The sequence below is a fragment of the Paraburkholderia sp. genome, assembly GCF_047605525.1.
In the GTDB taxonomy this organism is placed as follows: Bacteria; Pseudomonadota; Gammaproteobacteria; order Burkholderiales; family Burkholderiaceae; genus Paraburkholderia.
Genome location: NZ_JASGFN010000016.1, coordinates 86173 through 108292, shown reverse-complemented (window position 1 = coordinate 108292; position 22120 = coordinate 86173). Strand labels below are relative to the sequence as shown.

Below are 22120 nucleotides of genomic sequence, written 5' to 3'. Positions count from 1 at the left end.
TCCCGGACTTCCTTTCCGCCTCACGTCGCCTGCATGCATGCGCGACTCTCCGGCATCATTGAGCGACGCAACGTCAAGTCCCATGGCCCACTTCTCGTGTTTCCCCGGCGCTTCGGCCCTTTCCGATTTCCGTCAAACCCGCCTGCTCGACACGCTCACGCGCATCGACCCGAATATCACCAGCGTGCGCGGGCAGTATCTGCACTTCGTCAACGCCCAGACCGGACTGTCCGCTGAAGACAGCGCGAAGATCGAGGCGCTGATGCACTACGGCGATCCGTTCGAAGCAGGCAAGGAACGCGGCGCCGCCGAGACCTTCCTCGTGGTGCCGCGCTTCGGCACCGTGTCGCCGTGGGCCAGCAAGGCAACCGATATCGCGCATCTGTGCGGCCTCGCGCAGGTGCGCCGCATCGAGCGCGGCGTCGAGTACACGGTCACGCTGAAAAGCGGCCTGCTCGGCGGCAGGAAGACGCTCTCCGACGAAGCACGCGCGGCCGTCGCCGCGGCGCTGCACGACCGCATGACCGAAAGCGTCGCGATCTCGCGCGACCAGGCAATGCATCTGTTCGACGAACTGCCCGCGAGGCCGCTGCAAACCGTCGATGTGCTCGCGAGCGGCCGTGCCGCGCTGGAAGTCGCGAACACGGAACTGGGCCTCGCGCTCGCCGATGACGAAATCGACTACCTGGTCGACGCATTCACGAAGCTCGGCCGCAACCCGACCGACGTCGAACTGATGATGTTCGCGCAGGCCAACAGCGAGCACTGCCGCCACAAGATCTTCAACGCGGACTGGACGATCGACGGCGAAAAGCAGGACATGTCGCTGTTCAACATGATCCGCAACACCGAGAAGCTGAACCCGCAGGGCACGATCGTCGCGTATTCGGACAATTCGGCGATCATGGTCGGCGGCATGGCCGAGCGCTGGTTCCCGCGCACGCCGGCTGACCTCGGCGCGAACGAATTGCCCGAGCACTATCGCCGCGGCGTCGAGCTCACGCACACGCTGATGAAGGTGGAAACGCATAACCATCCGACCGCGATCTCGCCGTTCCCGGGCGCCGCGACCGGTGCGGGCGGCGAAATCCGCGACGAAGGCGCAACCGGCCGCGGCGCGCGCCCGAAAGCGGGTCTGACGGGCTTCACGGTGTCGAACCTCGAACTGCCGGACGGCGTCGAGGCATGGGAAAACGCGCGCGACACCGCGCAGCCGCTCGCGCATCGCAATCCGCACGATCAGCACGAAGCGTATGGTCGCCCGGACCGCATCGCGTCGCCGCTGCAGATCATGATCGACGGCCCGCTCGGCGGCGCCGCATTCAACAACGAATTCGGCCGTCCGAACCTCGGCGGCTACTTCCGCACCTACGAGCAGAACGTCGCGGGCCTCGTGCGCGGCTACCACAAGCCGATCATGATCGCCGGCGGCATCGGCAATATCTCCGACCAGCACACGCACAAGCACGATCTGCCGGAAGGCTCGCTGCTGATCCAGATCGGCGGCCCGGGCATGCGCATCGGCATGGGCGGCGGCGCCGCGAGTTCGATGGCGACCGGCACCAACACCGCCGAACTCGACTTCGACTCGGTGCAGCGAGGCAACCCGGAAATCGAGCGGCGCGCGCAGGAAGTGATCAACGCGTGCTGGCAGCTCGGCGACAACAACCCGATCCTCAGCATTCACGACGTCGGCGCGGGCGGTCTGTCGAATGCATTCCCGGAAGTGGTGGATGGCGCGGGCAAGGGCGCCGTCTTCGAGTTGCGCAAGATCCAGCTCGAGGAAAGCGGCCTGTCGCCGCGCGAAATCTGGTCGAACGAAGCGCAGGAGCGCTACGTGCTCGCGATCGCGCCGGCCGATCTGCCGGCATTCGAAGCGATGTGCAGGCGCGAGCGCTGCCCGTTCGCGGTGATCGGCATGGCTACCGCCGAGCGTCAACTGAAGCTGATCGACGCCGAACAGAAGGAAGGCTCGCACGAGCCGGTCGACATGCCGATGGAAGTGCTGCTCGGCAAGCCGCCGCGCATGCATCGCGACGTGAAGCGCGTCGCGCATAACCTGGAGCCGGTCGACGTGACCGGCCTCGCGCTCGCCGACGTCGCGCAGAGCGTGCTGCGTCATCCGACGGTGGCGAGCAAGTCGTTCCTGATCACGATCGGCGACCGCTCGGTCGGCGGCACGACCGCGCGCGACCAGATGGTCGGTCCGTGGCAGGTGCCGGTAGCCGACGTCGCGATCACGACGATGGACTACGCGGGCTTTGGTGGCGAAGCGATGACGATGTCCGAGCGCACGCCGCTCGCGGTCATCGACGCGCCGGCGTCGGGCCGCATGGCGGTCGGCGAGGCGATCACGAACATCGCGGCGGCGCCGATCGCGTCGCTCGACAAGCTGAAGCTGTCGGCGAACTGGATGGCCGCGTGCGGCGCGCCGGGCGAAGACGCGGCGCTGTACGACACGGTCAAGGCGATCGGCATGGAACTGTGTCCGGCGCTCGGCATCGGCATTCCGGTCGGCAAGGACTCGCTGTCGATGCGCACGCGCTGGGAAGACCGCGGTGTCGCGAAGGAAGTGGTCGCGCCGGTGTCGCTGATCATCTCGGCGTTCGCGCCGGTCGGCGATGTGCGCAAGCACCTGACGCCGCAACTGCGCCGCGTGAGCGAAGCCGGCGACTCGGTGCTGATCGCGATCGACCTCGGCCGCGGCAAGCAGCGTCTGGGCGGCAGCATTCTCGCGCAGGTCACGCAGCAGGTCGGCGACACGGTGCCGGACGTCGACGATCCGGAAGATCTGAAGCGCTTCTTCAACGCGATCCAGGCGCTGAACCAGGACGGCAGGCTGCTCGCGTATCACGACCGCTCGGATGGCGGCCTGTGGGCAACGGTCTGCGAAATGGCGTTCGCGGGTCACGTCGGCGTGTCGCTGAACGTCGACATGCTGGTGCTCGATCCGAACCACGAATCCGATTACGGCGACGCGAAGGACTGGGCGAAGCAGACCAGCGGCCGCCGCGAAGACCGCACGATTCGCGCGCTCTTCAACGAGGAGCTCGGCGCGGTGGTGCAGGTGCGCGCCGCGGATCGCGACGCGGTGCTCGGCGCGCTGCGCGAGCACGGCTTGTCGGCATGCTCGCACGTGATCGGCAAGATCAACGAGCGCGATGTGATCGAGGTTTATCGCGACGCGAAGAAGATCTACGAAGCGCCGCGCACGGAACTGCATCGCACGTGGAGCGAAGTGAGCTGGCGCATCGCGCGTCTGCGCGATAACCCGGCTTGCGCCGACGCCGAATACGATGCGCTGCTCGACGCCGCCGATCCGGGCATCACGCCGGTGTTGAGCTTCGATCCGGCGGAAGACGTCGCCGCGCCGTTTGTCGGCAGGGGCGCGCGTCCGCGTGTCGCGATCCTGCGCGAACAGGGCGTGAACTCACATCTGGAGACGGCCTATGCGTTCGATCGCGCCGGCTTCGACGCGCACGACGTGCACATGAGCGACCTGCTCACGGGCCGCGCGAATCTGGCGGATTTCGCCGGCGCGGTCGCGTGCGGCGGCTTCTCGTACGGCGACACGTTGGGCGCGGGCGAAGGCTGGGCGAAGACGATCCGCTTCAACGCGCAACTGGCCGACATGTTCGCGGCATTCTTCGGCCGTAACGACACGTTCGCGCTCGGCATCTGCAACGGCTGCCAGATGATGAGCAGCCTCGCGTCGATGATCCCCGGCGCCGAAGCCTGGCCGAAGTTCACGCGCAACAAGTCGGAGAAATTCGAGGCGCGCTTCTCGCTGGTCGAAGTGCAGAGCTCGCCGTCGATCTTCTTCGCCGGCATGGAAGGCTCGCGCATTCCGGTCGCGGTCGCGCACGGCGAAGGCTATGCGGACTTCTCGCAGCAGGGCGATGCGTCGAAGGTCGCGGTGGCGATGCGCTACGTCGATCACCGTGGTCAGGCGACCGAGCAGTATCCGTTCAACCCGAACGGCTCGCCCGCCGGTATCACGTCGGTCACGACGGCCGACGGCCGCTTCACGGTGCTGATGCCGCACACCGAGCGCGTGCATCGCGCGGTGCAGATGAGCTGGCATCCGGCAGGCTGGGGCGAGGGCGTCACGGACGCGAGCCCGTGGATGCGCGTGTTCCAGAACGCGCGCCGCTGGCTGGGCTGATGGGAAAAGAGGGCTGCCGCTTCGGGCGGTGGCCCTGTGCAGTCCCGCCGCAGCCTACCTCGCAGAAACAGGAAAGCCGCCCACGGGCGGCTTTTTTTGCATTCAGGCTTGCGGAGCCGGGCGGACTGTCAGAAGACAACCCGCTCGCTGACGCTTACTGAATCTTCGCGTTCTTACGCAGACCTTCCTCGAACGCCTGCAGCTTTTCCTGCTGGATCTGCTGCACGATCTGCGCACGCACCTGCTCGAGCGGCGGCGGGGTGACCGCGCGGATGTCGTCGACGCGGATGATGTGCCAGCCGAACTGCGTATGCACCGGCGTGTCGGTCATCTGGCCTTTCTGCAGATGCGTGGCCGCGTCCGCGAATTCAGGCACGTAGGCCTTCGGGTCCGACCAGTCGAGGTCGCCGCCGTTCTTGCCCGATCCCGGGTCCTTCGAGTATTGCTTCGCGAGATCTTCGAAGCTCGCGCCGGCCTTGATCTTCGCGATCAGGTCCTTGGCCTGCTGCTCGTTGTCGACGAGGATGTGATGCAGGTGATATTCCTTGCCGCCCGCGTCCTTGACCAGCGCGTTGTAGCGCGCGGTGATTTCCGCGTCGCTCGGCTGATTGTTTTTCACGAAGTCTTCGATCAGCGCGCGCAGCACCACGGTTTGCTGCGCGACCGCGATTTGGGCCTTGACGTCCGGACGGTTCGGCAGGCCACGGCGCAGCGCTTCCTGCATCAGGATTTCGCGGTTCACGAGTTCTTCGCGCACGGCCTGCTGCAACTGCGGCGTGTCCTGCTGGCCCTGGTGAACCAGTTGCTCGATCAGCGCATCGGCGCGTGCTTTCGGAATCGGCGTGCCGTTCACGACGGCGATGTTCTGCGCGAATGCAGGTGCGGCCGCGAACGCGGCCAGCAATACCCAGAGGCGGGTTTTCTTCAAGGTCATCGAAAGTTCCTAGCGGGGCAACAAAGCAAATTCTTCGGGCGTATACGCCGTGATGGCAAGGGCATGAATGCCGCGCTGCATGGCATCGGCCAGCGCATCATACACCATGCGATGCCGCGCCACGCGGGCCTTGCCGGCAAACGCGGCGGCCACGATCGTGACGCTGAAATGACCACCGGCCGCGGCGCCGGCATGGCCCGCGTGCTGCGCGCTGTCGTCGGTGATGCGGATCGATTCGACGGGCGCGAGCGCGGCCGTGAGGCGCGCCTCGATCAGCGCGGCGCGCTCGGCGGTGGTGGCGTGCATGAACGCATCGCTCATGTCATTCTTCCTTCATGTACTTCGACAGCCACAGGCTTTGTCCGACGATGAACACGAGCAGGCAGCCGGTCGCGCCGAACAGCTTGAAGTTGACCCACTGGTCGGTCGTGTAGTGGTACGCGACGAACAGGTTGAGCAGGCCGAGCAGCACGAAAAACACTGCCCAGATCAGGTTCAGCTTGCCCCAGATCGCGTGCGGCAGCGTGATCTGCTTGCCCATCATCGCTTCGATCAGGTTCTTGTTGAAGACGAGTTGCGAGACGGTCAGCACGACCGAGAACGCCCAGTACAGCACGGTCGGCTTCCATTTGATGAAGGTGTCGTTATGCAGCACGAGCGTCGCGCCGCCGAACACGGTGACGACGCCGAGGCTCACCCACAGCATCGGGTCGACCTTGCGGTGGCGGAACGCCACGAACGCGATCTGCACCAGCGTGGCGACGATCGCCACTGCCGTCGCCGTGAAAATGCCCCAGATCTTGAAGGCGACGAAGAACAGGATGATCGGGAACAGATCGAACAGGAATTTCATTATCTGGCCGGGAAATCGGAGAGTGAGTCGAGCAATGAAGGGCGCCGGGTCAGCGGCGTGTGGGTCGCATCCGCTCGCGCGCAGGCCGCCCTGAAACACCGCGGCGGCACTGCGGCGACGGGCGCATGGCGTGATGCGAAGTTCGCCATTCGCGCGCTGCTCGTGCAAATAGCGTGCAAGCCGGCTGCCGGCTGCGCGCCGCGTTGCCTGGGCTCGCGCGGTGCGTTACTTGGGCTCGAATTGTAACGCAGCCGAATTGATGCAGTACCGCAGACCGGTCGGCGCCGGGCCGTCCTCGAACACATGGCCGAGATGCGCGCCGCAGTTCTTGCATTGCACTTCGATGCGCAGCATGCCGTGCGAGCGGTCGGTCTTCTCGGCGATCACCTCGCCGTTGATCGGCCGGAAGTAGCTCGGCCAGCCGCAGCCGGCGTCGAACTTCGTGTCCGACTCGAAGAGCGGCGTGCCGCAGCACACGCAGTCGTACACGCCACGTTCCCAGTGATCCTCGTAGCGGCCCGAGAACGGCCGCTCGGTGGCCGCATGGCGCGTGACCTGATATTCGATGTCGGAGAGCTGCTTGCGCCACTCGGCGTCGCTTTTCTGCACCGCTGGGGCGTCATGCTTGAGGTCGTCGGGATTGTTCATGGTCGGTTTCCTGTCTCGGTTTGTCTCAGCCCTGGTCCCGGTATGGTCCCGGTTTCGGGCTGTCGGGGATGGCTGCCTCGGGCGAAACGCGGGCAGCGATTGTCCGGTTTTTCAGCCTGGTTGGCGCATTACGACGAACAGCTCACTTCCAGCGAGCTCGCCCAGTCGGGCGGCAGTCCCGCATACGCTTCGTACTCGGGCTGCTCGTCGAACGGGCGGCGCAGCACCGCAGCGAGCCGCTCCAGCTCGGAAAAATCCTTCTCCTTCGCGCGCTGGATCGCCGTTTCCGCCAGATGATTGCGAAGCACGAATTTGGGGTTCACGCGGTTCATTGCAATGGCGCGCGCGGCGTCGTCGCGTGTCTCTTCGGACAGCCGCGCGCGATAGTCGTTCGCCCACGCGTCGAACGCGGCGCGATCGAGAAACAGGTCGCGCACCGGCGCGTCGCCGCTCGCATCGTGTTTCGACATGCGGGCCAGATTGCGGAACGTCAGCGTGAAATCGGCGCGGTTCGCGTGCATCACCTCGAACAGCCGGTTGACCAGCGCGTCGTCGCCGTCGCGCGCGTGTTCGAGGCCGAGCTTCGCGCGCATGCGGTTTTCGAGCGCCGGCGCGAAGCGCTCCTTGAAGCCGCCGAGCACGCGCTGCGCGTCTTCGACCGCCTTGTCGGCGCGCACGCTTTCGTCGTGCCGTTCGCCGAGCAAAGGCAGCAGGCCCTGCGCGAGGCAGAACAGGTTCCAGTAAGCGATCTGCGGCTGCATCCGGTACGCGTAGCGGCCCTGCGTATCGGAATGGTTGCAGATGTGGCCGGCGTCGAAACCATCCATGAAACCGAACGGGCCGTAGTCGATCGTCAGGCCGAGGATCGACATGTTGTCGGTGTTCATCACGCCGTGACAGAAGCCGACCGCCTGCCAGTCGACCATCAGGTCGGCGGTGGATTGCACCGCTTCGGCGAGCAGCGCGAGATACGGATCGTCAGTTTCCCGGCAATGCGGATAGAAGCGTTCGATCACGTGATCGGCGAGCGCGCGCAGCGCGTCGACGTGATCGTTCGCATAGAAATGCTCGAAATGGCCGAAGCGCACGAAGCTCGGCGCCACGCGCGTGACCACCGCGGCGGTTTCGATCGTCTCGCGCCGCACCGGCTGGTCGGAACCGATCACGCATAGCGCGCGCGTGGTCGGAATGCCGAGATGATGCATCGCCTCCGAGCACAGATATTCGCGGATCGACGAGCGCAGCACCGCGCGGCCGTCGCCCATGCGCGAATACGGCGTGCGGCCCGCGCCTTTCAACTGCAATTCGAAACGCTGGCCGTCGTGTTCGAGTTCGCCGAGTCCGAGCGCGCGGCCGTCGCCGAGCTGGCCGGCCCACACGCCGAACTGATGTCCTGAATACACGGATGCATAGGGCAGCGCGCCGGCCGGCCAGTCGCGCGTGGCGTTGCCGCAGAACAGCTCGAGAAAACCCGGATCGCGCTCGATGCCCGGCGGCAGACCGAGCCGGGCGGCGACGTCGGCCGCGAAGCCGACCAGATACGGCGCGCCGAGCGGCGCGGCGGGCAGGCGCGTCAGGAACGTGCCGCCGAGCCGCGCGAACGCATTGTTCGGGGGCGTGACGAGGGTGTTGGAAAGATCCGTCAAAGCCGCGGATAGCCCTGCAATGCTTGGGGAAAACGACATATTGAGCGCCTCTGGATTAACCGATATTGTAAGTCGGCGCCTGCGGCGCTGCTGGCCGGCCGCCCGAACTGCCCGGACCTCTGTTGAAGCGTTTGAACCGTGCCCGACCGTTCGATGCCGCCGCAACGATCTTTCGCCTCGCGCGCCTCATTCGCTCCATGCGCGTCATTGGCCCCGGCCGATTGCCGGCCACGCAACTGCAACCCAACCGAAACCGAACCGCAACCCAACCCAACCGACACTCACGAGCCGAGGAGACCCCGCTTTATGACGACGCCGCTGCTAGGCCAGATGATGGACGTGCCGCTTACCGTGTCATCGCTGCTCGCGCATGCCGCGCGGCATTTCGGCGGCACCGAGATCGTGTCGCGGCGCATCGAAGGCGATCTGCATCGCTACACGTACCGCGATTGCGAAAAGCGCGCGAAACAACTGGCGCAGGCGCTGATCGCGCTCGGTGTCGAACCCGGCGAACGGGTCGCGACGCTCGCGTGGAACGGCTACCGGCATCTCGAGGCATATTACGGCACCACCGGTTTCGGCGCGGTGTGCCACACGATCAACCCGCGGCTCTTTCCGGACCAGATCGCCTACATCGTCAATCACGCGGACGACGCCTACGTGCTGTTCGACACCACCTTCGCCGCGCTCGTCGACGTGCTTGCGCCGCAGTGCCCGCGCGTGCGCGGCTGGATCGCGCTCGCCGACGAAGCGCACCGGCCGTCGCTGCAAACCCCGGTGCTGTGCTACGAAACGCTGATGGACGCGCAGGACGGCAACTTCGACTGGCCCGCGCTCGACGAGCGTCAGGCGTCGTACCTTTGTTATACGTCCGGCACGACCGGCAATCCGAAGGGCGCGCTGTATTCGCATCGCTCGACGGTGCTGCATGCGTTCGGCGCGTCGCTGCCCGACGCGATGTGTCTGTCCGCGCGCGACGCGGTGCTGCCCGTCGTGCCGATGTTCCATGTGAACGCGTGGGGCATTCCGCATGCGGCGCCGCTGACCGGCGCGAAGCTCGTGTTTCCCGGCAAGGACCTCGACGGCAGGTCGCTGTACGAGCTGATGGAGAGCGAGCGCGTCACCTATTCGGCCGGCGTGCCGACCGTGTGGCTCGGTTTGCTGAATTACCTGCGCGAGGCGGGCGTGAAGTTTTCTTCGCTCGAGCGCACGGTGATCGGCGGCTCCGCGTGTCCGCCGGCGATGCTGCGCACGTTCGAGGACGACTACGGCGTGCAGGTGATCCATGCATGGGGCATGACAGAGATGTCGCCGCTCGGCACGCTGTCGAAACTGACGTGGGCGCAGAGCCAGCGTCCGCTCGCCGAGCGGCGCAAGCTGCTGGAAAAGCAGGGGCACGCGCTCTATGGCGTCGACATGAAGATCGTCGGCGAGGACGGCCGCGAGCTGCCGTGGGACGGCGTCGCGTTCGGCGATCTGCATGTGCGCGGACCGTGGGTGATCGACCGGTATTTCCGCAAGGACGACTCGCCGCTCGTGGACGGCTGGTTCCCGACCGGCGACGTCGCGACGATCGACCCCGACAGCTTCCTGCACATCACCGACCGCTCCAAGGACGTGATCAAGTCGGGCGGCGAATGGATCAGCTCGATCGACGTGGAGAACGTCGCGATCGCGCATCCGGCGGTCGCGGAAGCGGCCTGTATTGCCTGCGCGCATCCGAAGTGGACCGAGCGGCCGCTGCTGGTCGTCGTCAGGCGGGCGGACCACGAAGTGACGCGCGACGAGCTGCTTGCGTTCTACGAAGGGAAGGTCGCGAAGTGGTGGATCCCCGACGACGTCGTGTTCGTCGACGAGCTGCCGCACACGGCCACCGGCAAGCTGCAGAAGCTGAAGCTGCGCGATCAGTTCCGCGATCACGTGCTGCCGTCCGCGCTCGAAGACAGCCGGGACCGTCCATCGAATCCCGACGCTTAGGGGAAACCCCGCCCGACGTCAAATTGAACGAGCGTGCTTTTTTGTGTATTCTGCCTGCTGACCCCGGAACCGTCGCTCGAAAAAGCCTGACAATGAGCGGGCTCGATGAACCGGACGAGGCGGCGCATCTTGCGTCGCCTCATTGCATGGATTGCACGGAGGCAGGCAGATGGCAGTGGACTACACGACTCATGACGGCGTGGCCGTCATCACGCTGAACAATCCTCCCGTCAATGGCCTCGGCCTGTCGACGCGAGCGGGCATCGTCGAAGGGCTCGAGCGCGCGCGGAACGATCCGGCCGTGAAGGCCATCGTGCTGACGGGCGCGGGCAAAGCCTTTTCGGGCGGCGCCGACATCACCGAATTCAATACGCCGAAGGCCACCCAGGAGCCGACGCTCGCGACGGTCATCAAGGCCGTCGAAGACAGCGCGAAGCCGGTCGTCGCGGCGATTCACAGCGTCGCGATGGGCGGCGGCCTCGAACTCGCGCTGGGTGCGCATTACCGGGTCGCCGCCCCCGGCGCGCAGATCGCGCTGCCCGAAGTGAAGCTCGGCATCCTGCCGGGCGCGGGCGGCACGCAGCGTCTGCCGCGCGCGATCGGTCTCGAAGCCGCGCTCAATATGATCGTGTCCGGCGCGCCGGTGCCGTCGGAACAGCTCGCCGAATCGGGCCTCTTCGACGAAGTCGTGCAAGGCGATCTCGCCGGGGCGGCGCTCGCGTTCGCGCGCAAGGTCGGCGCGCAAGCCGGCCCGCATCCGAAGCTGCGCGACCGCAAGATCGAGCATCCGAACGCGGCCGGTTTCATTCAGTTCGCGCGCAACAGCGTCGCGGGAATCGCGAAGCATTTCCCGGCGCCGCATAAATGCATCGACGCAGTCGAAGCGGGCGTGCAGAACGGTTTCGACAAGGGCCTCGCGTTCGAGCGCGAATGCTTTCTCGCGCTGGTGCAGACGCCGGAGAGCCGCGCGCTGCGTCACGCGTTCTTCGGCGAACGCGCGGCGAGCAAGATCCCCGATGTGCCGTCCGATACGCCGGTGCGCGATATCGGTCAGGTGGCCGTGATCGGCGCGGGCACGATGGGCGGCGGCATCGCGATGAACTTCATCAACGCGGGCATTCCGGTCACGCTGCTGGAAACGAAACAGGAAGCGCTCGACCGCGGTCTCGCGACGATCCGCAAGAACTACGAGGCGACGGTGAAGAAGGGCAAGCTCAAGCTCGAGGTGCTGGAGCAGCGCATGGCGCTGATCAGACCGACGCTGTCCTATGACGACCTGAAGAACGCCGATCTGATCGTCGAAGCCGTGTTCGAGGAACTCGGCGTGAAGGAGCAGGTGTTCCGCCGTCTCGACGAAATCGCGAAGCCCGGCGCGATCCTCGCCTCGAACACGTCGACGCTCGACGTCGACAGGATCGCCGCGTTCACGAAGCGTCCGCGCGACGTGGTCGGCATGCACTTCTTCAGCCCGGCCAACGTGATGAAGCTGCTCGAAGTGGTGCGCGGCAAGCAAACCGCGAAAGACGTGCTCGCGACCGTGATGAAGCTCGCGAAGAAAATCAAAAAGACCGCGGTGGTGTCGGGCGTGTGCGACGGCTTTATCGGCAACCGGATGATCGAGCAGTACATCCGCCAGGCGCTCTTCATGCTCGAAGAAGGCGCGTTGCCCGCGCAGGTCGACCGCGCGATCGAGAAGTTCGGCTTCGCAATGGGCCCGTTCCGCATGAGCGACCTCGCCGGCAACGACATCGGCTGGGCGATCCGCAAGCGCCGTTATCTGGAACATCCGGACATGCATTATTCGAAGATCGCCGACCGTCTGTGCGAGATGGGGCGCTTCGGCCAGAAGACCGGCGGCGGCTGGTACGACTACAAGGCGGGCGATCGCACCGCGTATCCGTCGGGCGTGGTCGACGGGATGATCGTCGCGTTCTCGCAGGAAACCAGCACGGAGCGCCGCAAGATCAGCGACGAGGAAATCGTCGAGCGTCTGGTGTTCGCGCTCGTCAACGAAGGCGCGAAGATTCTCGAGGAAGGCATTGCGTCGAAGGCGTCGGACATCGACATGGTCTATCTGACCGGCTACGGTTTCCCGCTCTATCGCGGCGGCCCGATGCTGTACGCGGACACGGTCGGGCTCTACAACGTCGAGCGCGCGATTCGCCGCTACGCGGCGCGGCCGAACGGCGACGCGTGGACGCTCGCGCCCAGCATCGCGAAGCTCGCCGCCGAGGGCCGCGGCTTCAACGGCTGAGTGAGCCATATCGACTGGGCGGCCGGGGCGAACCCGCTCCGTCCGCATGAAACGACAGAGGCGGCGCGACCACGCGCGGACGCCGCACGGCAGTTCGCCGCCGCGCCGCCATCGACATCTGGAAGCAGGAGAGACGCATGACTGACGCCGTAATCGTATCCACCGCCCGCACGGGTCTCGCCAAATCGTGGCGCGGCGGTTTCAACATGACGCACGGCGCGACGCTCGGCGGCCACGTGACGCAGGCCGCGGTCGAGCGCGCGAAGCTCGACCCGGCGCGCGTCGAGGATGTCATCATGGGATGCGCGAATCCGGAAGGCGCGACCGGCGCCAATATCGCGCGGCAGATCGCGCTGCGCGCCGGCTTGCCGGTCAGCGTGCCGGGCATGACGGTCAACCGTTTCTGCTCGTCGGGGCTGCAGACGATCGTGCTCGCCGCGCAACGCGTGATCGCCGGTGAAGGCGACGTGTTCGTCGCGGGCGGCGTCGAGTCGATCTCGTGCGTGCAGAACGAGATGAACCGCCACATGATGGCCGAAGGCTGGCTCGTTCGGCACAAGCCGGAAATCTACTGGTCGATGCTGCAGACCGCGGAGAACGTCGCGAAGCGCTACTCGATCTCGAAGGAACGCCAGGACGAATACGGCGTGCGCTCGCAGCAGCGCGCGGCCGCCGCGCTCGAAGCCGGGAAGTTCAAGGACGAGATCGTGCCGCTGACAGTGCTCGCCGGCGTCGCCGACAAGGCCACCGGCCGCCTCTACACGAAGGAAGTGACCGTCAGCGGCGACGAAGGCATTCGCGCCGACACGACGCTCGAAGGCGTGGCGAAGATTCGTACCGCGCTGCCGGGCGGCGTGATCACCGCCGGCAATGCGAGCCAGTTTTCGGACGGCGCGTCGGCGTGCGTCGTGATGAATGCGACGCTGGCCGAGCGCGAAGGCCTGCAGCCGCTCGGCATCTTCCGCGGCTTCGCGGTGGCCGGCTGCGAGCCGGATGAGATGGGCATCGGCCCGGTATTCGCGGTGCCGAAACTGCTGAAGAAGGCCGGGCTGAAGGTCGAGGACGTCGGTCTGTGGGAGCTGAACGAAGCGTTCGCGGTGCAGGTGCTGTACTGCGCTGACACGCTCGGTATTCCGCACGATCGCCTGAATGTGAACGGCGGCGCGATCGCGGTCGGTCATCCGTATGGCGTGTCGGGCGCGCGGCTCGTCGGCCACGCGCTGATCGAAGGCAAGCGGCGCGGCGCGAAGTTCGTCGTGGTGACGATGTGCATCGGCGGCGGCCAGGGCGCGGCCGGGTTGTTCGAAGTGGTATGAGCCGGGCCGCTCGTCACGTATCCGCGCTCCCGCGCGACATCATCGCGACGCGATGCCCGGCACCGGCAGGCTCAGCGTGCCCTGATCGATGAAACGCGTCGAGCCGGTCAGGCCGGTGCCCGCGAGCTTGCCGCGCAGGATGTACGGAATCTGTCCCGACTGCGTGGCGCCCGCGAGCGCCAGTGCCTGGCGGACCGCGGAGAATGCCGGCACGGTCAGCGGCACGGCGATGATGGTTTCGCCGAAGCGCGGCACGCTGCCGCTCTGGTCGCTGACGCCGCTCGCGAACGGCTTGCCGTTCAGTTCGAGGTCGAGCGAGATGCCGTTGAAGCTCACGGCGGTGTCGTTCGGGTTCTGCACGCGCAGCTTGAGATTGAAACGCATCTCGAGACCTTCGCTCCGCAGCGGCTCGATCCCGGCGACGCTGACGCGCAGCGAATCGCCGCCGAGCAGGCCGGCACAGCCGTCGAGCGTCAGCGCGGCGCAAACGGTGCAGACGGCGAGCAGGAAAAGACGCGGAAGAGTGGAGCGGCGCGCGAACGACGGCGTGCGAAAACATGACACGAGCGATGCCACGACCGATGACATAAGCGACGACATGACCGGCACCTCGAAAGAAGCGGGAAGAAAGAAGCGGAAAGAGAGCGGAGTTGGTCATGCATTCTAGCGGGCGAAATTGCCGGCGGTGAAAGATTGGACGGACCCGAATCCGGGCCGGAGATAAAATGCATCGCTCGATGGATTCAATCTGCCTGCCCGGATACAAACCGGATACAAGCGGCGCGCAAGCCACGCACGAGAGCCATGCACAAGGCACCCGCAGGCAGTCTCAACACGCACTCCGAATACCGCGATGACCGACTCGACTCCCTCTCCCAAAGCAGGCAACGCCACGCTGCCCGAAAGCCCGTTCGTCGACCGTCTCGGCGCGCAGTTGCTGAGCGCCGCCGATGGCGTCAGCGAAGTTCTGCTGCCGTTGCGGCACGAACATATGAACACGTGGGACGTCGCGCATGGCGGCGTCACGATGACGCTCGCCGACGTCGCGCTCGCGATGGCCGCGCGCAGTCTCGCGGGTGACGGCATCGGTGTCGTCACCGTCGAGATGAAAGTGAACTTCATGCAGCCGGGCCGCGGCGAGTTGCGCGCGACGGGCCGCGTGCTGCATCGCTCGACCACGATGGCCTATTGCGAAGGCGAAATTCGCGACAGCGAAGGCCACTTCGTCGCGAAGGCGCTCGGCACCTTCAAGTACATGCGCCGCCTCGCGGTGGGCCGCGAGGTCACGCGGCAGCGTCTGCGCAGCGACCCGTCGGCGAAGCCCGGCCCGAGCGACGGCTGATCGCGCGGCCTGCGACGCGCATTCCATTCATCCCGGACGTGGACCCACCCGGTCCAGGTCAACCCCGATCAACCGAAGGAGACGACCCCGTGGCCCAGATCAATCGCCAGCTTCTGCTGGCTTCCCGCCCGCAAGGCGCTGTTACGCCCGATAACTTCAAGCTCGTCGAAACGCCGCTCGCGCCGCTCGCCGACGGCGAGGTGCGCGTGCGCAATCATTTCCTGTCGCTCGATCCGTATATGCGCGGACGCATGAACGACAGCAAGTCGTACGCGGCGCCGCAGCCGCTGAACGAGGTGATGATCGGCGGTACGGTCGGCGAGGTGGTCGAGTCGAGGAATCCGAAATTCGCGGTCGGCGACAAGGTCGTCGCGATGTTCGGCTGGCAGGAGTACGGCACGTCGAACGGCGCGGGCATGCAGAAGGTCGACGACACGCACGTGCCGCTGTCCGCGTATCTCGGCCCGGTCGGCATGCCGGGCGTCACCGCGTGGTACGGGCTGAACCGCATCATCGCGCCGAAGGCCGGCGAGACGGTGGTCGTCAGCGCGGCGAGCGGCGCGGTCGGCAGCGTGGTCGGGCAACTGGCGAAAGCGGCTGGCGCGCGGGCGGTCGGCATCGCGGGCGGCGCGGACAAGTGCCGCTACGTGGTCGAGACGCTGGGCTTCGACGCCTGCGTCGATTACAAGGCCGGCAACCTGTATCAGGACCTGAAGGCCGCGACGCCGAACGGCGTCGACGGCTGCTTCGAGAACGTCGGCGGCGAAGTGCTCGACGCGACGCTCGCGCGCATGAACGCGTTCGGACGGATCGCGCTGTGCGGCTTTATCGCGGGCTACGACGGCCAGCCGTTGCCGCTCAGGCATCCGTCGCTGATGCTCACGCAGCGGCTGCTCGTGCAGGGTTTTATCGTCACCGAACATATGGACGTGTGGCCGGAAGCGCTCAAGCAGCTCGGCACGCTCGTCGCGCAGAAGAAGCTGCATTATCGCGAGACGATCGCGCAAGGGCTCGAAGCCGCGCCCGACGCGTTCATCGGCCTCCTGAAGGGCCGCAACTTCGGCAAGCAACTGGTCAAGCTGATCTGAGCATCGACTTGAGCCATAACGTGGGGCCCAAGCGGCACACCGCCACACAACGAAACACAACCGGGGGAGTCAGACGATGTTCGAATTCGCAGGCAAGGTGGCGGTGATCACCGGCGCGGGCAGCGGCTTCGGCCGCGCGTTCGCGCGGAAGGGCGCGGCGCTCGGCATGAAGCTCGTGCTCGCCGACGTCAATGCCGCCGAGCTCGAACAGACCGTCGACGCATTGCGCGACGCCGGCGCCGACGCGATCGGCGTGCCCACCGACGTGTCGAACCGGGCCGACGTCGAAGCGCTCGCGCAGGCCGCGCTCGCCGCGTTCGGCAAGGTGCATCTGCTGTTCAACAACGCGGGCGTCGGCACCGGCGGCTTCCTGTGGGAAAGCTCGGCGAACGACTGGTCGTGGGTGTTCGCCGTCAACGTGATGGGCGTCGCGCACGGCGTGCGCGTGTTCACGCCGATCATGCTCGCGCAGAACGAGCCCGCGCATATCGTCAACACGGCATCGGTGGCGGGCCTGCTGTCGCCGCCGGCGATGGGCATCTACAACGCGTCGAAGCATGCGGTGGTGTCGCTGACCGAGACGCTTTATCACGACCTGAAGCTCGCGCAAACTGGCACCGCCGGCGAGGTCGGCTGTTCGCTGCTGTGTCCCGCCTTCGTGCCGACCGGCATCGCCGATGCGGAGCGCGCGCGTCCCGAGGAACTGCGCAACGCGAGCCGGCCGACGCGCTCGCAGATCACCGCCGGCAAGCAACTGCATCGCGCGGTGGAGTCGGGCAAGCTGTCGGCCGCCGATGTCGCCGACATCACCTTCGAGGCGATCGCCGCGCGGCGTTTCTATATCATCACGCATCCGGGCATCATGGCGACTGTGAAGCTGCGGCACGAAGACATCGAGCAGTTGCGCGAGCCGACCGATCCGATGTCGCTGAAGCCCGAAGTGAAGAACGCGGGTTAGTGGCCCGCCGTTCGGGGCCGGCGCGCGCAGCGCCGGCGCTTTCCGTTCAACCGGAGTGTAGCGGGCGCGGCGCATGGATTCGCCGGCGCGCCGTGCGACACACCCCAGATCGCATCGAACCATGCCGCTGAATCCGAAGATCGAGCAGGTGCTCGACATGATCGCGCGGGCCAAACGCCCGCAGTATCACCAGATGAGCGCGCAGGCGGCGCGCGCGTCGTACGAGAAAAGCGCGCCGATTCTCGAGATCGCGAGCGCGCCGATGTTTTCGGTCGAAGACCTGCGTGTGCCGACGCGCGACGGCGCGACGATCCGCGCGCGCCTTTATTTTCCCGTCGAGCCGAACTGGGCCGAGCCGATGCCGGCGTTCGTCTATTACCACGGCGGCGGCTTCACGGTCGGCAGCGTCGACACGCACGACGCGCTGTGCCGGATGTTCGCGCGCGACGGCCAGTGCGCGGTGCTGTCGGTCGACTACCGGCTCGCGCCCGAGCACAGGTTTCCGACCGCGGTCGACGATGCATTCGACGCGCTCGGCTGGCTGCATGCGCACGCGGCCGAATTCGGCATCGACGCGGACCGGCTCGCGGTTGGCGGCGATAGCGCGGGCGGCACGCTCGCGACGGTTTGCGCGGTGCTCGCGCGCGACGCCGGCATCGCGCTCGCGCTGCAACTGCTGATCTATCCGGGCACCGCCGGTCATCAGCAGACCGACTCGCACTCGCGTCTCGCCGACGGCTTTCTGCTGTCGGGCAATACGATCCAGTGGTTCTTCGAGCAGTACCTGCGCAACAGCGGCGATCGCGACGACTGGCGTTTCGCGCCGCTCGACGGCACGCGCGGCGCGCCGGATTTTCACGGCGTCGCGCCTGCGTGGATCGCGACCGCTGAATACGATCCGTTGAGCGACGAAGGCGATTCGTATGCGGAAAAACTGCTCACGCTCGGCAACGAGGTCACGCTCAGGCGCTACGCGGGCATGATCCACGAGTTCTTCAAGATGGGCGGCTTCGTGCCCGAGGTCGCGCAAGCGCACGCGGATGCCGCGGCGGCGTTGCGCGCGGCGTTCGGCATCGGGTGAGGGTGGTTTTTTAAAGCGATCGGCAGCCGGTCACGAAAGCGGCTTACGCGTCCGTCAGGCCATCGCCCGCTCGACATTGAACGCAAAACTGCGCTCGAAGTCGCCCGGCCGCACGATCCGGTGCGAGCCGTTGTCGTCGCCGCGCTCGGCGACCGCCACGCCGATCACGTCGCCATACACGGCCACGCGCAGCCCGGTCGTGCTGCGCGTGCCATATTCCGGCGATTCGATGAACGCGGCCGACAGCACCCGTTCGCGTTCGAGCGGAATGCCGGTGGCCGGCAATTCGTCGTCGCGCGCGACACGCGGATCGCGCATCAGATCGATCAGGCGTTCGAGCGGCGGCATCGCGTCGCGCGCGAGCAGCGTGCCGAGTTCCGCGCGCTTTCTGACGAGCTTCGGCCACGCGGTATCGAGCACCGCGTTCGAGATACCGTGGGTGCCCGGCGCGAGCAGCGCGGGGCCGCTGCCTGTGTTGGCTGCGTTGGTTTGGTCGCCGCGATTGCAATACCACGCGAGTTCGCGGCGCGTCCAGTCGCCGACCAGCAGATTGAAACCGTTGTAGATATCGCCGGTGCGCGCGACGTGCTGCAGATACGCCAGCGGTGTTTGATGCGGATTACCGTGCGCATCGCGCGCGGCGCCGGTCAGCCAGTCGCTCACCAGCGTGCCGCGGGTCGGCGCATCGGCGCGCATTTCGCGCGGCGCGCGGTAGTTGGTCAGCGCGGCGAAGCGGCCGTCGCGCGACAGGCCGAGCCACGTGCCGCCGCCGACGAGATCGCGGCCCGCCAGCACACCCGGCGCGTCATGCCACCAGCCGATCGGCTCGGTGGTGCGGTGGAAGAATTCGTCGCGATTCGCGGCGAGCGTGAAGAGCGGGCCATCGACCGCGTCGGGTCGCCAGTCGAAAACGATCAGGCACATCGGGGGACGTCTCCCGGTGAGAATAAGCCGGCCGGACAACGCCGCCCGAAAAGCCAACGAGAATAAGGCAACCGACAGGCAACCAGTCGGCAAAAACAGGCAGCCGATAAAAACGGCGCCTCATCGCGCCGCTTCATATCTTGCCCGACACTCAGACCTCGGCCGGCAACCCGTAGGGCAACGTGAGAAAACGCAGCGCCGGGCCATCGGCCGCGCCCAGATGCACGGTGCCGCTGTCGAGCGCCGCGAGCTTGATCTCGACCAGCAGATCGACACCGCCGCCTTGCGCCGACGCCGCGTTCACGATCATCCCGCACGGCTGGCCCGGATCGTCCGAATGGAACAGCTCCGCGCCGGGCCGCACCATGTCGAGTTCGCCGGCCACGTTGGCAAGCGACGTGCGCCGCTTGATCGTGCCGCGATACTGGCTGCGCGCGACCACTTCCTGGCCCGGATAGCAGCCCTTGCGGAAATTCACCGCGCCGAGCACGTCGTAGTTGACCATTTGCGGCACGAACTGCTCGACGACCGGCTGCGTGATGCGCGGCTCGCCCGCGCGGATGTCGAGCCAGTCCCATACCGCCGGCGACACGCGCTTCAATTTGCCGTCGAGCGACGGCAGCAGCGCGTCGACCCGCGCCTTCGGTCCGATCCACAGATAGCGCAGCCGTTCGAGCGCGTCCGGCACGCGGATCAGCGAGCCCGCCGTGCTGTCGACCTGCACGTGCACGCCATCGGGCAGCGCGTCGAACACGCCCGAGAGCGCGTGGCGCACGTCGCCCGCGAGGCCGACAACCGCGAGTTCGCCGCTCGCGTCCGCGAGCTTCGCCTTCGCGCGCAGCACGAACATCGACAGACGCTTCTGCACCGCGGCCTGTACGTCCTTTGATACCAGCAGGCGGATCGTGTCGCCGCTGCGCCAGCTAAGGAACGACGCGAGCAGCCGGCCCTTCGCCGAGCAGTAGCCGGAAAGCCGCGCGTGGGCGGCGTCGAGATGCTGGACGTCGTTGGTCAACTGGCCGTGCAGGAAGCTCGCGGCGTCGTCGCCGGTCACGTCGATCACGCCGAACTGGGTGAGCGGCATATAGGCGCCGTGCTGGAGGACGGCGTCGAATTCGTCGGCCGATGGGCGCGGCAACACCGGCAGTGCGGTGGGAGCGTGAGCCGAGGCGTTACCAGATGCACTAACGAGCGGTGTGTTCATGGATTCCCGGAACAGTCAGTTCTGACTTTGGCTAGGACAAGTCGTCATTATATTCAGGCCAACCTTGTCATGTTTCGCAATGTCCCTGGCGAATAAAGGCTTTCCGAGCGCCTTGCGCAGCACGGGTTCGCGCGTTATCACCCTGCGGCTGGGCCCATATTGTGACCATGTTGGCGTGTTCTGCGAGATGGTCCGGCGCAAGATTGGCATATCGGAGAACGTGCTCATACTTCGCCGACCTTGGCCTGGCCGCCACAAGAATCGTCAGCGCGGAAGTGGGGCGTGCGGTTCCCAATTGCCGCGGCTCGGCCCCCGGTCTTTTGCGTCGGCGCGTAGATGGCGCCCGAAGCGATCGGTTGCTGTTATTCCGCGGGCGGCTTGGCCGGTGCCCAGTCCATCGGCTGCTCGGTCGTGATTTTCAGGCGTTCGCGCAATTCGGGATGCGCGATTGCCTGAATCAGAATTGCCATTCCCCCAAGCTTTCGGGCGTCCTCGTCTGTCACTGGCAATAGTGAATTTTCAGGAGCATCCGGTGGGATAGTGATTGCCAGCGCTCGATCAATCGCCGCTTGCACGTGAACCCGTGAAACTGTGCACATCTTTAACTGCTGAGTATCGGCGTCGTAAAAAATGATGCTGGCCCGATCCGGGTTAGTCATCTCAATATCCCCTGCATGCCTGGAATTTGTCGAAGGCTCGCTGTGTGCAAAGCGCGTAGGTGCGTGGATCTTGATACATGGCTCGGACTACCTGACATTGCCCCATGTCTGAATGGTAGTCCGCGAAACACTCAGCCTCATCCACCTCACTGACGCCACGCGCGGCCAGTTCCTGCACATCGCCGAACTGCGGATCCCCGGTGTATTCAAACGGCCGAGCATCGCCGAGTGGTGTCGATACCGGCGTAGCGATGGTTCCGTCTGGCAAGACGTCGCCGGGGCGGGCGTACCAGATCGCGAGGCCATCGTCGGCGGCCAGCCGCGGCAATCTGGGGCGCTCGAATGAGCGCGAGGCACGCGCCGCCGGCAGCGCCTTCGGGAATAGCTGCGACGGCGTGACGATTGGATAGTACGGGCGGATCTCCTGCTTGACAGGCAAGCCGCCTCCGCGTGAGGCGCGCGGCGTCGGCACGACTGCGATCACATCGCCGCGCTCGACGGCGGCTCGAAGTTCTCGGGCGATCTGTCCTGGAGCCGCGCCGCTCGCATAGGCGCCGCCGCGCGCATTGCGCATGAACGCGACGAGCGTCGCCAACTGGCGCGTGTTGTGCGTAAGTTCCCATGCACTCGCCGAAACAATGAGCTGGCGGCCGGCACGCGCATCGTCGCTAAATGCGTTGCCGCGGTATTCGCGCCGTGTGTGGAGCATGCAGCCCCGGTGGATTCCGACTGTGAAGTCGATCGCCATGCACCCCCTTTGTCATGCCAACTCAGCCGGGATACCTATGGCGGCGCCCCCGATCCTGCGTTGCGAAAGAATGAATTTCGATGCGAACCCTATTGTTGTTGTCGTATGGCCGTGGCCGCCACAAGAATCCTCGGAGCGGAGCGACGGCGTGCACCCTCCCAATTGCCGCAGTTCCCGCTCCGGTCTTTCGCGTCGGCGTGCAGGTTGCGCCTGAAGCGTCGTTTAAAACTGTCAACAACGGTCAAAGGCGGCAGGAGCCGAAAAAGCGTTTGTCGCCAATCGTCCCAACGCGTGTAACGTCTGACCTATGTCGCGCCAGCGTA

Annotated in this window: 17 protein-coding genes and 1 pseudogene; 8 read left to right on the top strand and 10 right to left on the bottom strand. The window is 66.1% G+C overall.

Annotated features, from left to right (window positions below; genetic code table 11):
• Nucleotides 1–82 precede the first annotated feature (82 nt).
• Nucleotides 83–4165: a phosphoribosylformylglycinamidine synthase gene (gene purL / locus QM685_RS22825; RefSeq protein WP_415119610.1), complete on the top strand. Its 4083-nt coding sequence runs from the start codon at nucleotides 83–85 to the stop codon at nucleotides 4163–4165.
• Between the two features lie 154 nt (nucleotides 4166–4319).
• Here the strand turns inward: purL and QM685_RS22820 are convergent, their stop codons facing one another.
• The 5 genes from QM685_RS22820 to QM685_RS22800 form a co-directional block, all read right to left on the bottom strand.
• The gene (locus tag QM685_RS22820) at nucleotides 4320–5099 is read right to left on the bottom strand and encodes a peptidylprolyl isomerase (RefSeq protein WP_415119608.1); all 780 of its coding nucleotides are present in this window, start codon (nucleotides 5097–5099) and stop codon (nucleotides 4320–4322) included.
• A gap of 9 nt (nucleotides 5100–5108) precedes the next feature.
• Nucleotides 5109–5420, bottom strand: coding sequence for a BolA family protein (locus QM685_RS22815; RefSeq protein WP_415119606.1), 312 nt, complete (start codon nucleotides 5418–5420; stop codon nucleotides 5109–5111).
• Between the two features lies 1 nt (nucleotide 5421).
• Nucleotides 5422–5952: a septation protein A gene (locus QM685_RS22810; RefSeq protein ID WP_415119604.1), complete on the bottom strand. Its 531-nt coding sequence runs from the start codon at nucleotides 5950–5952 to the stop codon at nucleotides 5422–5424.
• Between the two features lie 225 nt (nucleotides 5953–6177).
• Nucleotides 6178–6600, bottom strand: a complete 423-nt coding sequence (gene msrB, locus QM685_RS22805) for a peptide-methionine (R)-S-oxide reductase MsrB (RefSeq protein WP_415119602.1) — start codon at nucleotides 6598–6600, stop codon at nucleotides 6178–6180.
• Between the two features lie 128 nt (nucleotides 6601–6728).
• The gene (locus QM685_RS22800; RefSeq protein ID WP_415119600.1) at nucleotides 6729–8285 is read right to left on the bottom strand and encodes a protein adenylyltransferase SelO; all 1557 of its coding nucleotides are present in this window, start codon (nucleotides 8283–8285) and stop codon (nucleotides 6729–6731) included.
• A 267-nt stretch (nucleotides 8286–8552) separates the two neighbouring features.
• Between QM685_RS22800 and QM685_RS22795 the strand changes: the two are divergent.
• From QM685_RS22795 to QM685_RS22785, 3 genes and pseudogenes are all read left to right on the top strand, one after another.
• A pseudogene (locus QM685_RS22795) lies at nucleotides 8553–10284 on the top strand (3-(methylthio)propionyl-CoA ligase).
• Nucleotides 10285–10392: 108 nt separating this feature from the next.
• Nucleotides 10393–12477 (top strand): 3-hydroxyacyl-CoA dehydrogenase NAD-binding domain-containing protein, encoded by a 2085-nt coding sequence (locus QM685_RS22790; protein WP_415119598.1) that lies wholly within the window; start codon nucleotides 10393–10395, stop codon nucleotides 12475–12477.
• A gap of 137 nt (nucleotides 12478–12614) precedes the next feature.
• Nucleotides 12615–13793, top strand: coding sequence for an acetyl-CoA C-acyltransferase (locus tag QM685_RS22785; RefSeq protein WP_415119596.1), 1179 nt, complete (start codon nucleotides 12615–12617; stop codon nucleotides 13791–13793).
• A 39-nt stretch (nucleotides 13794–13832) separates the two neighbouring features.
• Here the strand turns inward: QM685_RS22785 and QM685_RS22780 are convergent, their stop codons facing one another.
• Nucleotides 13833–14393, bottom strand: coding sequence for an LEA type 2 family protein (locus tag QM685_RS22780; protein WP_415119594.1), 561 nt, complete (start codon nucleotides 14391–14393; stop codon nucleotides 13833–13835).
• A 253-nt stretch (nucleotides 14394–14646) separates the two neighbouring features.
• Here QM685_RS22780 and QM685_RS22775 point away from each other — a divergent pair, with 253 nt between their 5' ends.
• The 4 genes from QM685_RS22775 to QM685_RS22760 all read left to right on the top strand — a co-directional run bounded on the left by QM685_RS22775 (nucleotide 14647) and on the right by QM685_RS22760 (nucleotide 18262).
• Nucleotides 14647–15135, top strand: coding sequence for a PaaI family thioesterase (locus QM685_RS22775; protein ID WP_415119592.1), 489 nt, complete (start codon nucleotides 14647–14649; stop codon nucleotides 15133–15135).
• A gap of 89 nt (nucleotides 15136–15224) precedes the next feature.
• Nucleotides 15225–16223, top strand: coding sequence for an NADP-dependent oxidoreductase (locus QM685_RS22770; RefSeq protein ID WP_415119590.1), 999 nt, complete (start codon nucleotides 15225–15227; stop codon nucleotides 16221–16223).
• A 76-nt stretch (nucleotides 16224–16299) separates the two neighbouring features.
• On the top strand, nucleotides 16300–17181 hold the full coding sequence (locus QM685_RS22765) for an SDR family oxidoreductase (protein ID WP_415119588.1): 882 nt from the start codon (nucleotides 16300–16302) through the stop codon (nucleotides 17179–17181).
• 121 nt (nucleotides 17182–17302) lie between these two features.
• Nucleotides 17303–18262, top strand: coding sequence for an alpha/beta hydrolase (locus tag QM685_RS22760; protein WP_415119586.1), 960 nt, complete (start codon nucleotides 17303–17305; stop codon nucleotides 18260–18262).
• Between the two features lie 54 nt (nucleotides 18263–18316).
• Here QM685_RS22760 and QM685_RS22755 read toward each other — a convergent pair whose 3' ends face one another.
• The 4 genes from QM685_RS22755 to QM685_RS22740 form a co-directional block, all read right to left on the bottom strand.
• The gene (locus tag QM685_RS22755) at nucleotides 18317–19186 is read right to left on the bottom strand and encodes an NRDE family protein (RefSeq protein ID WP_415119584.1); all 870 of its coding nucleotides are present in this window, start codon (nucleotides 19184–19186) and stop codon (nucleotides 18317–18319) included.
• 151 nt (nucleotides 19187–19337) lie between these two features.
• On the bottom strand, nucleotides 19338–20390 hold the full coding sequence (locus QM685_RS22750) for a YgfZ/GcvT domain-containing protein (protein ID WP_415119582.1): 1053 nt from the start codon (nucleotides 20388–20390) through the stop codon (nucleotides 19338–19340).
• A 362-nt stretch (nucleotides 20391–20752) separates the two neighbouring features.
• Nucleotides 20753–21049, bottom strand: a complete 297-nt coding sequence (locus QM685_RS22745) for a hypothetical protein (protein ID WP_415119580.1) — start codon at nucleotides 21047–21049, stop codon at nucleotides 20753–20755.
• Between the two features lies 1 nt (nucleotide 21050).
• On the bottom strand, nucleotides 21051–21797 hold the full coding sequence (locus QM685_RS22740; protein ID WP_415119578.1) for a hypothetical protein: 747 nt from the start codon (nucleotides 21795–21797) through the stop codon (nucleotides 21051–21053).
• Between the last annotated feature and the right edge of the window lie 323 nt (nucleotides 21798–22120).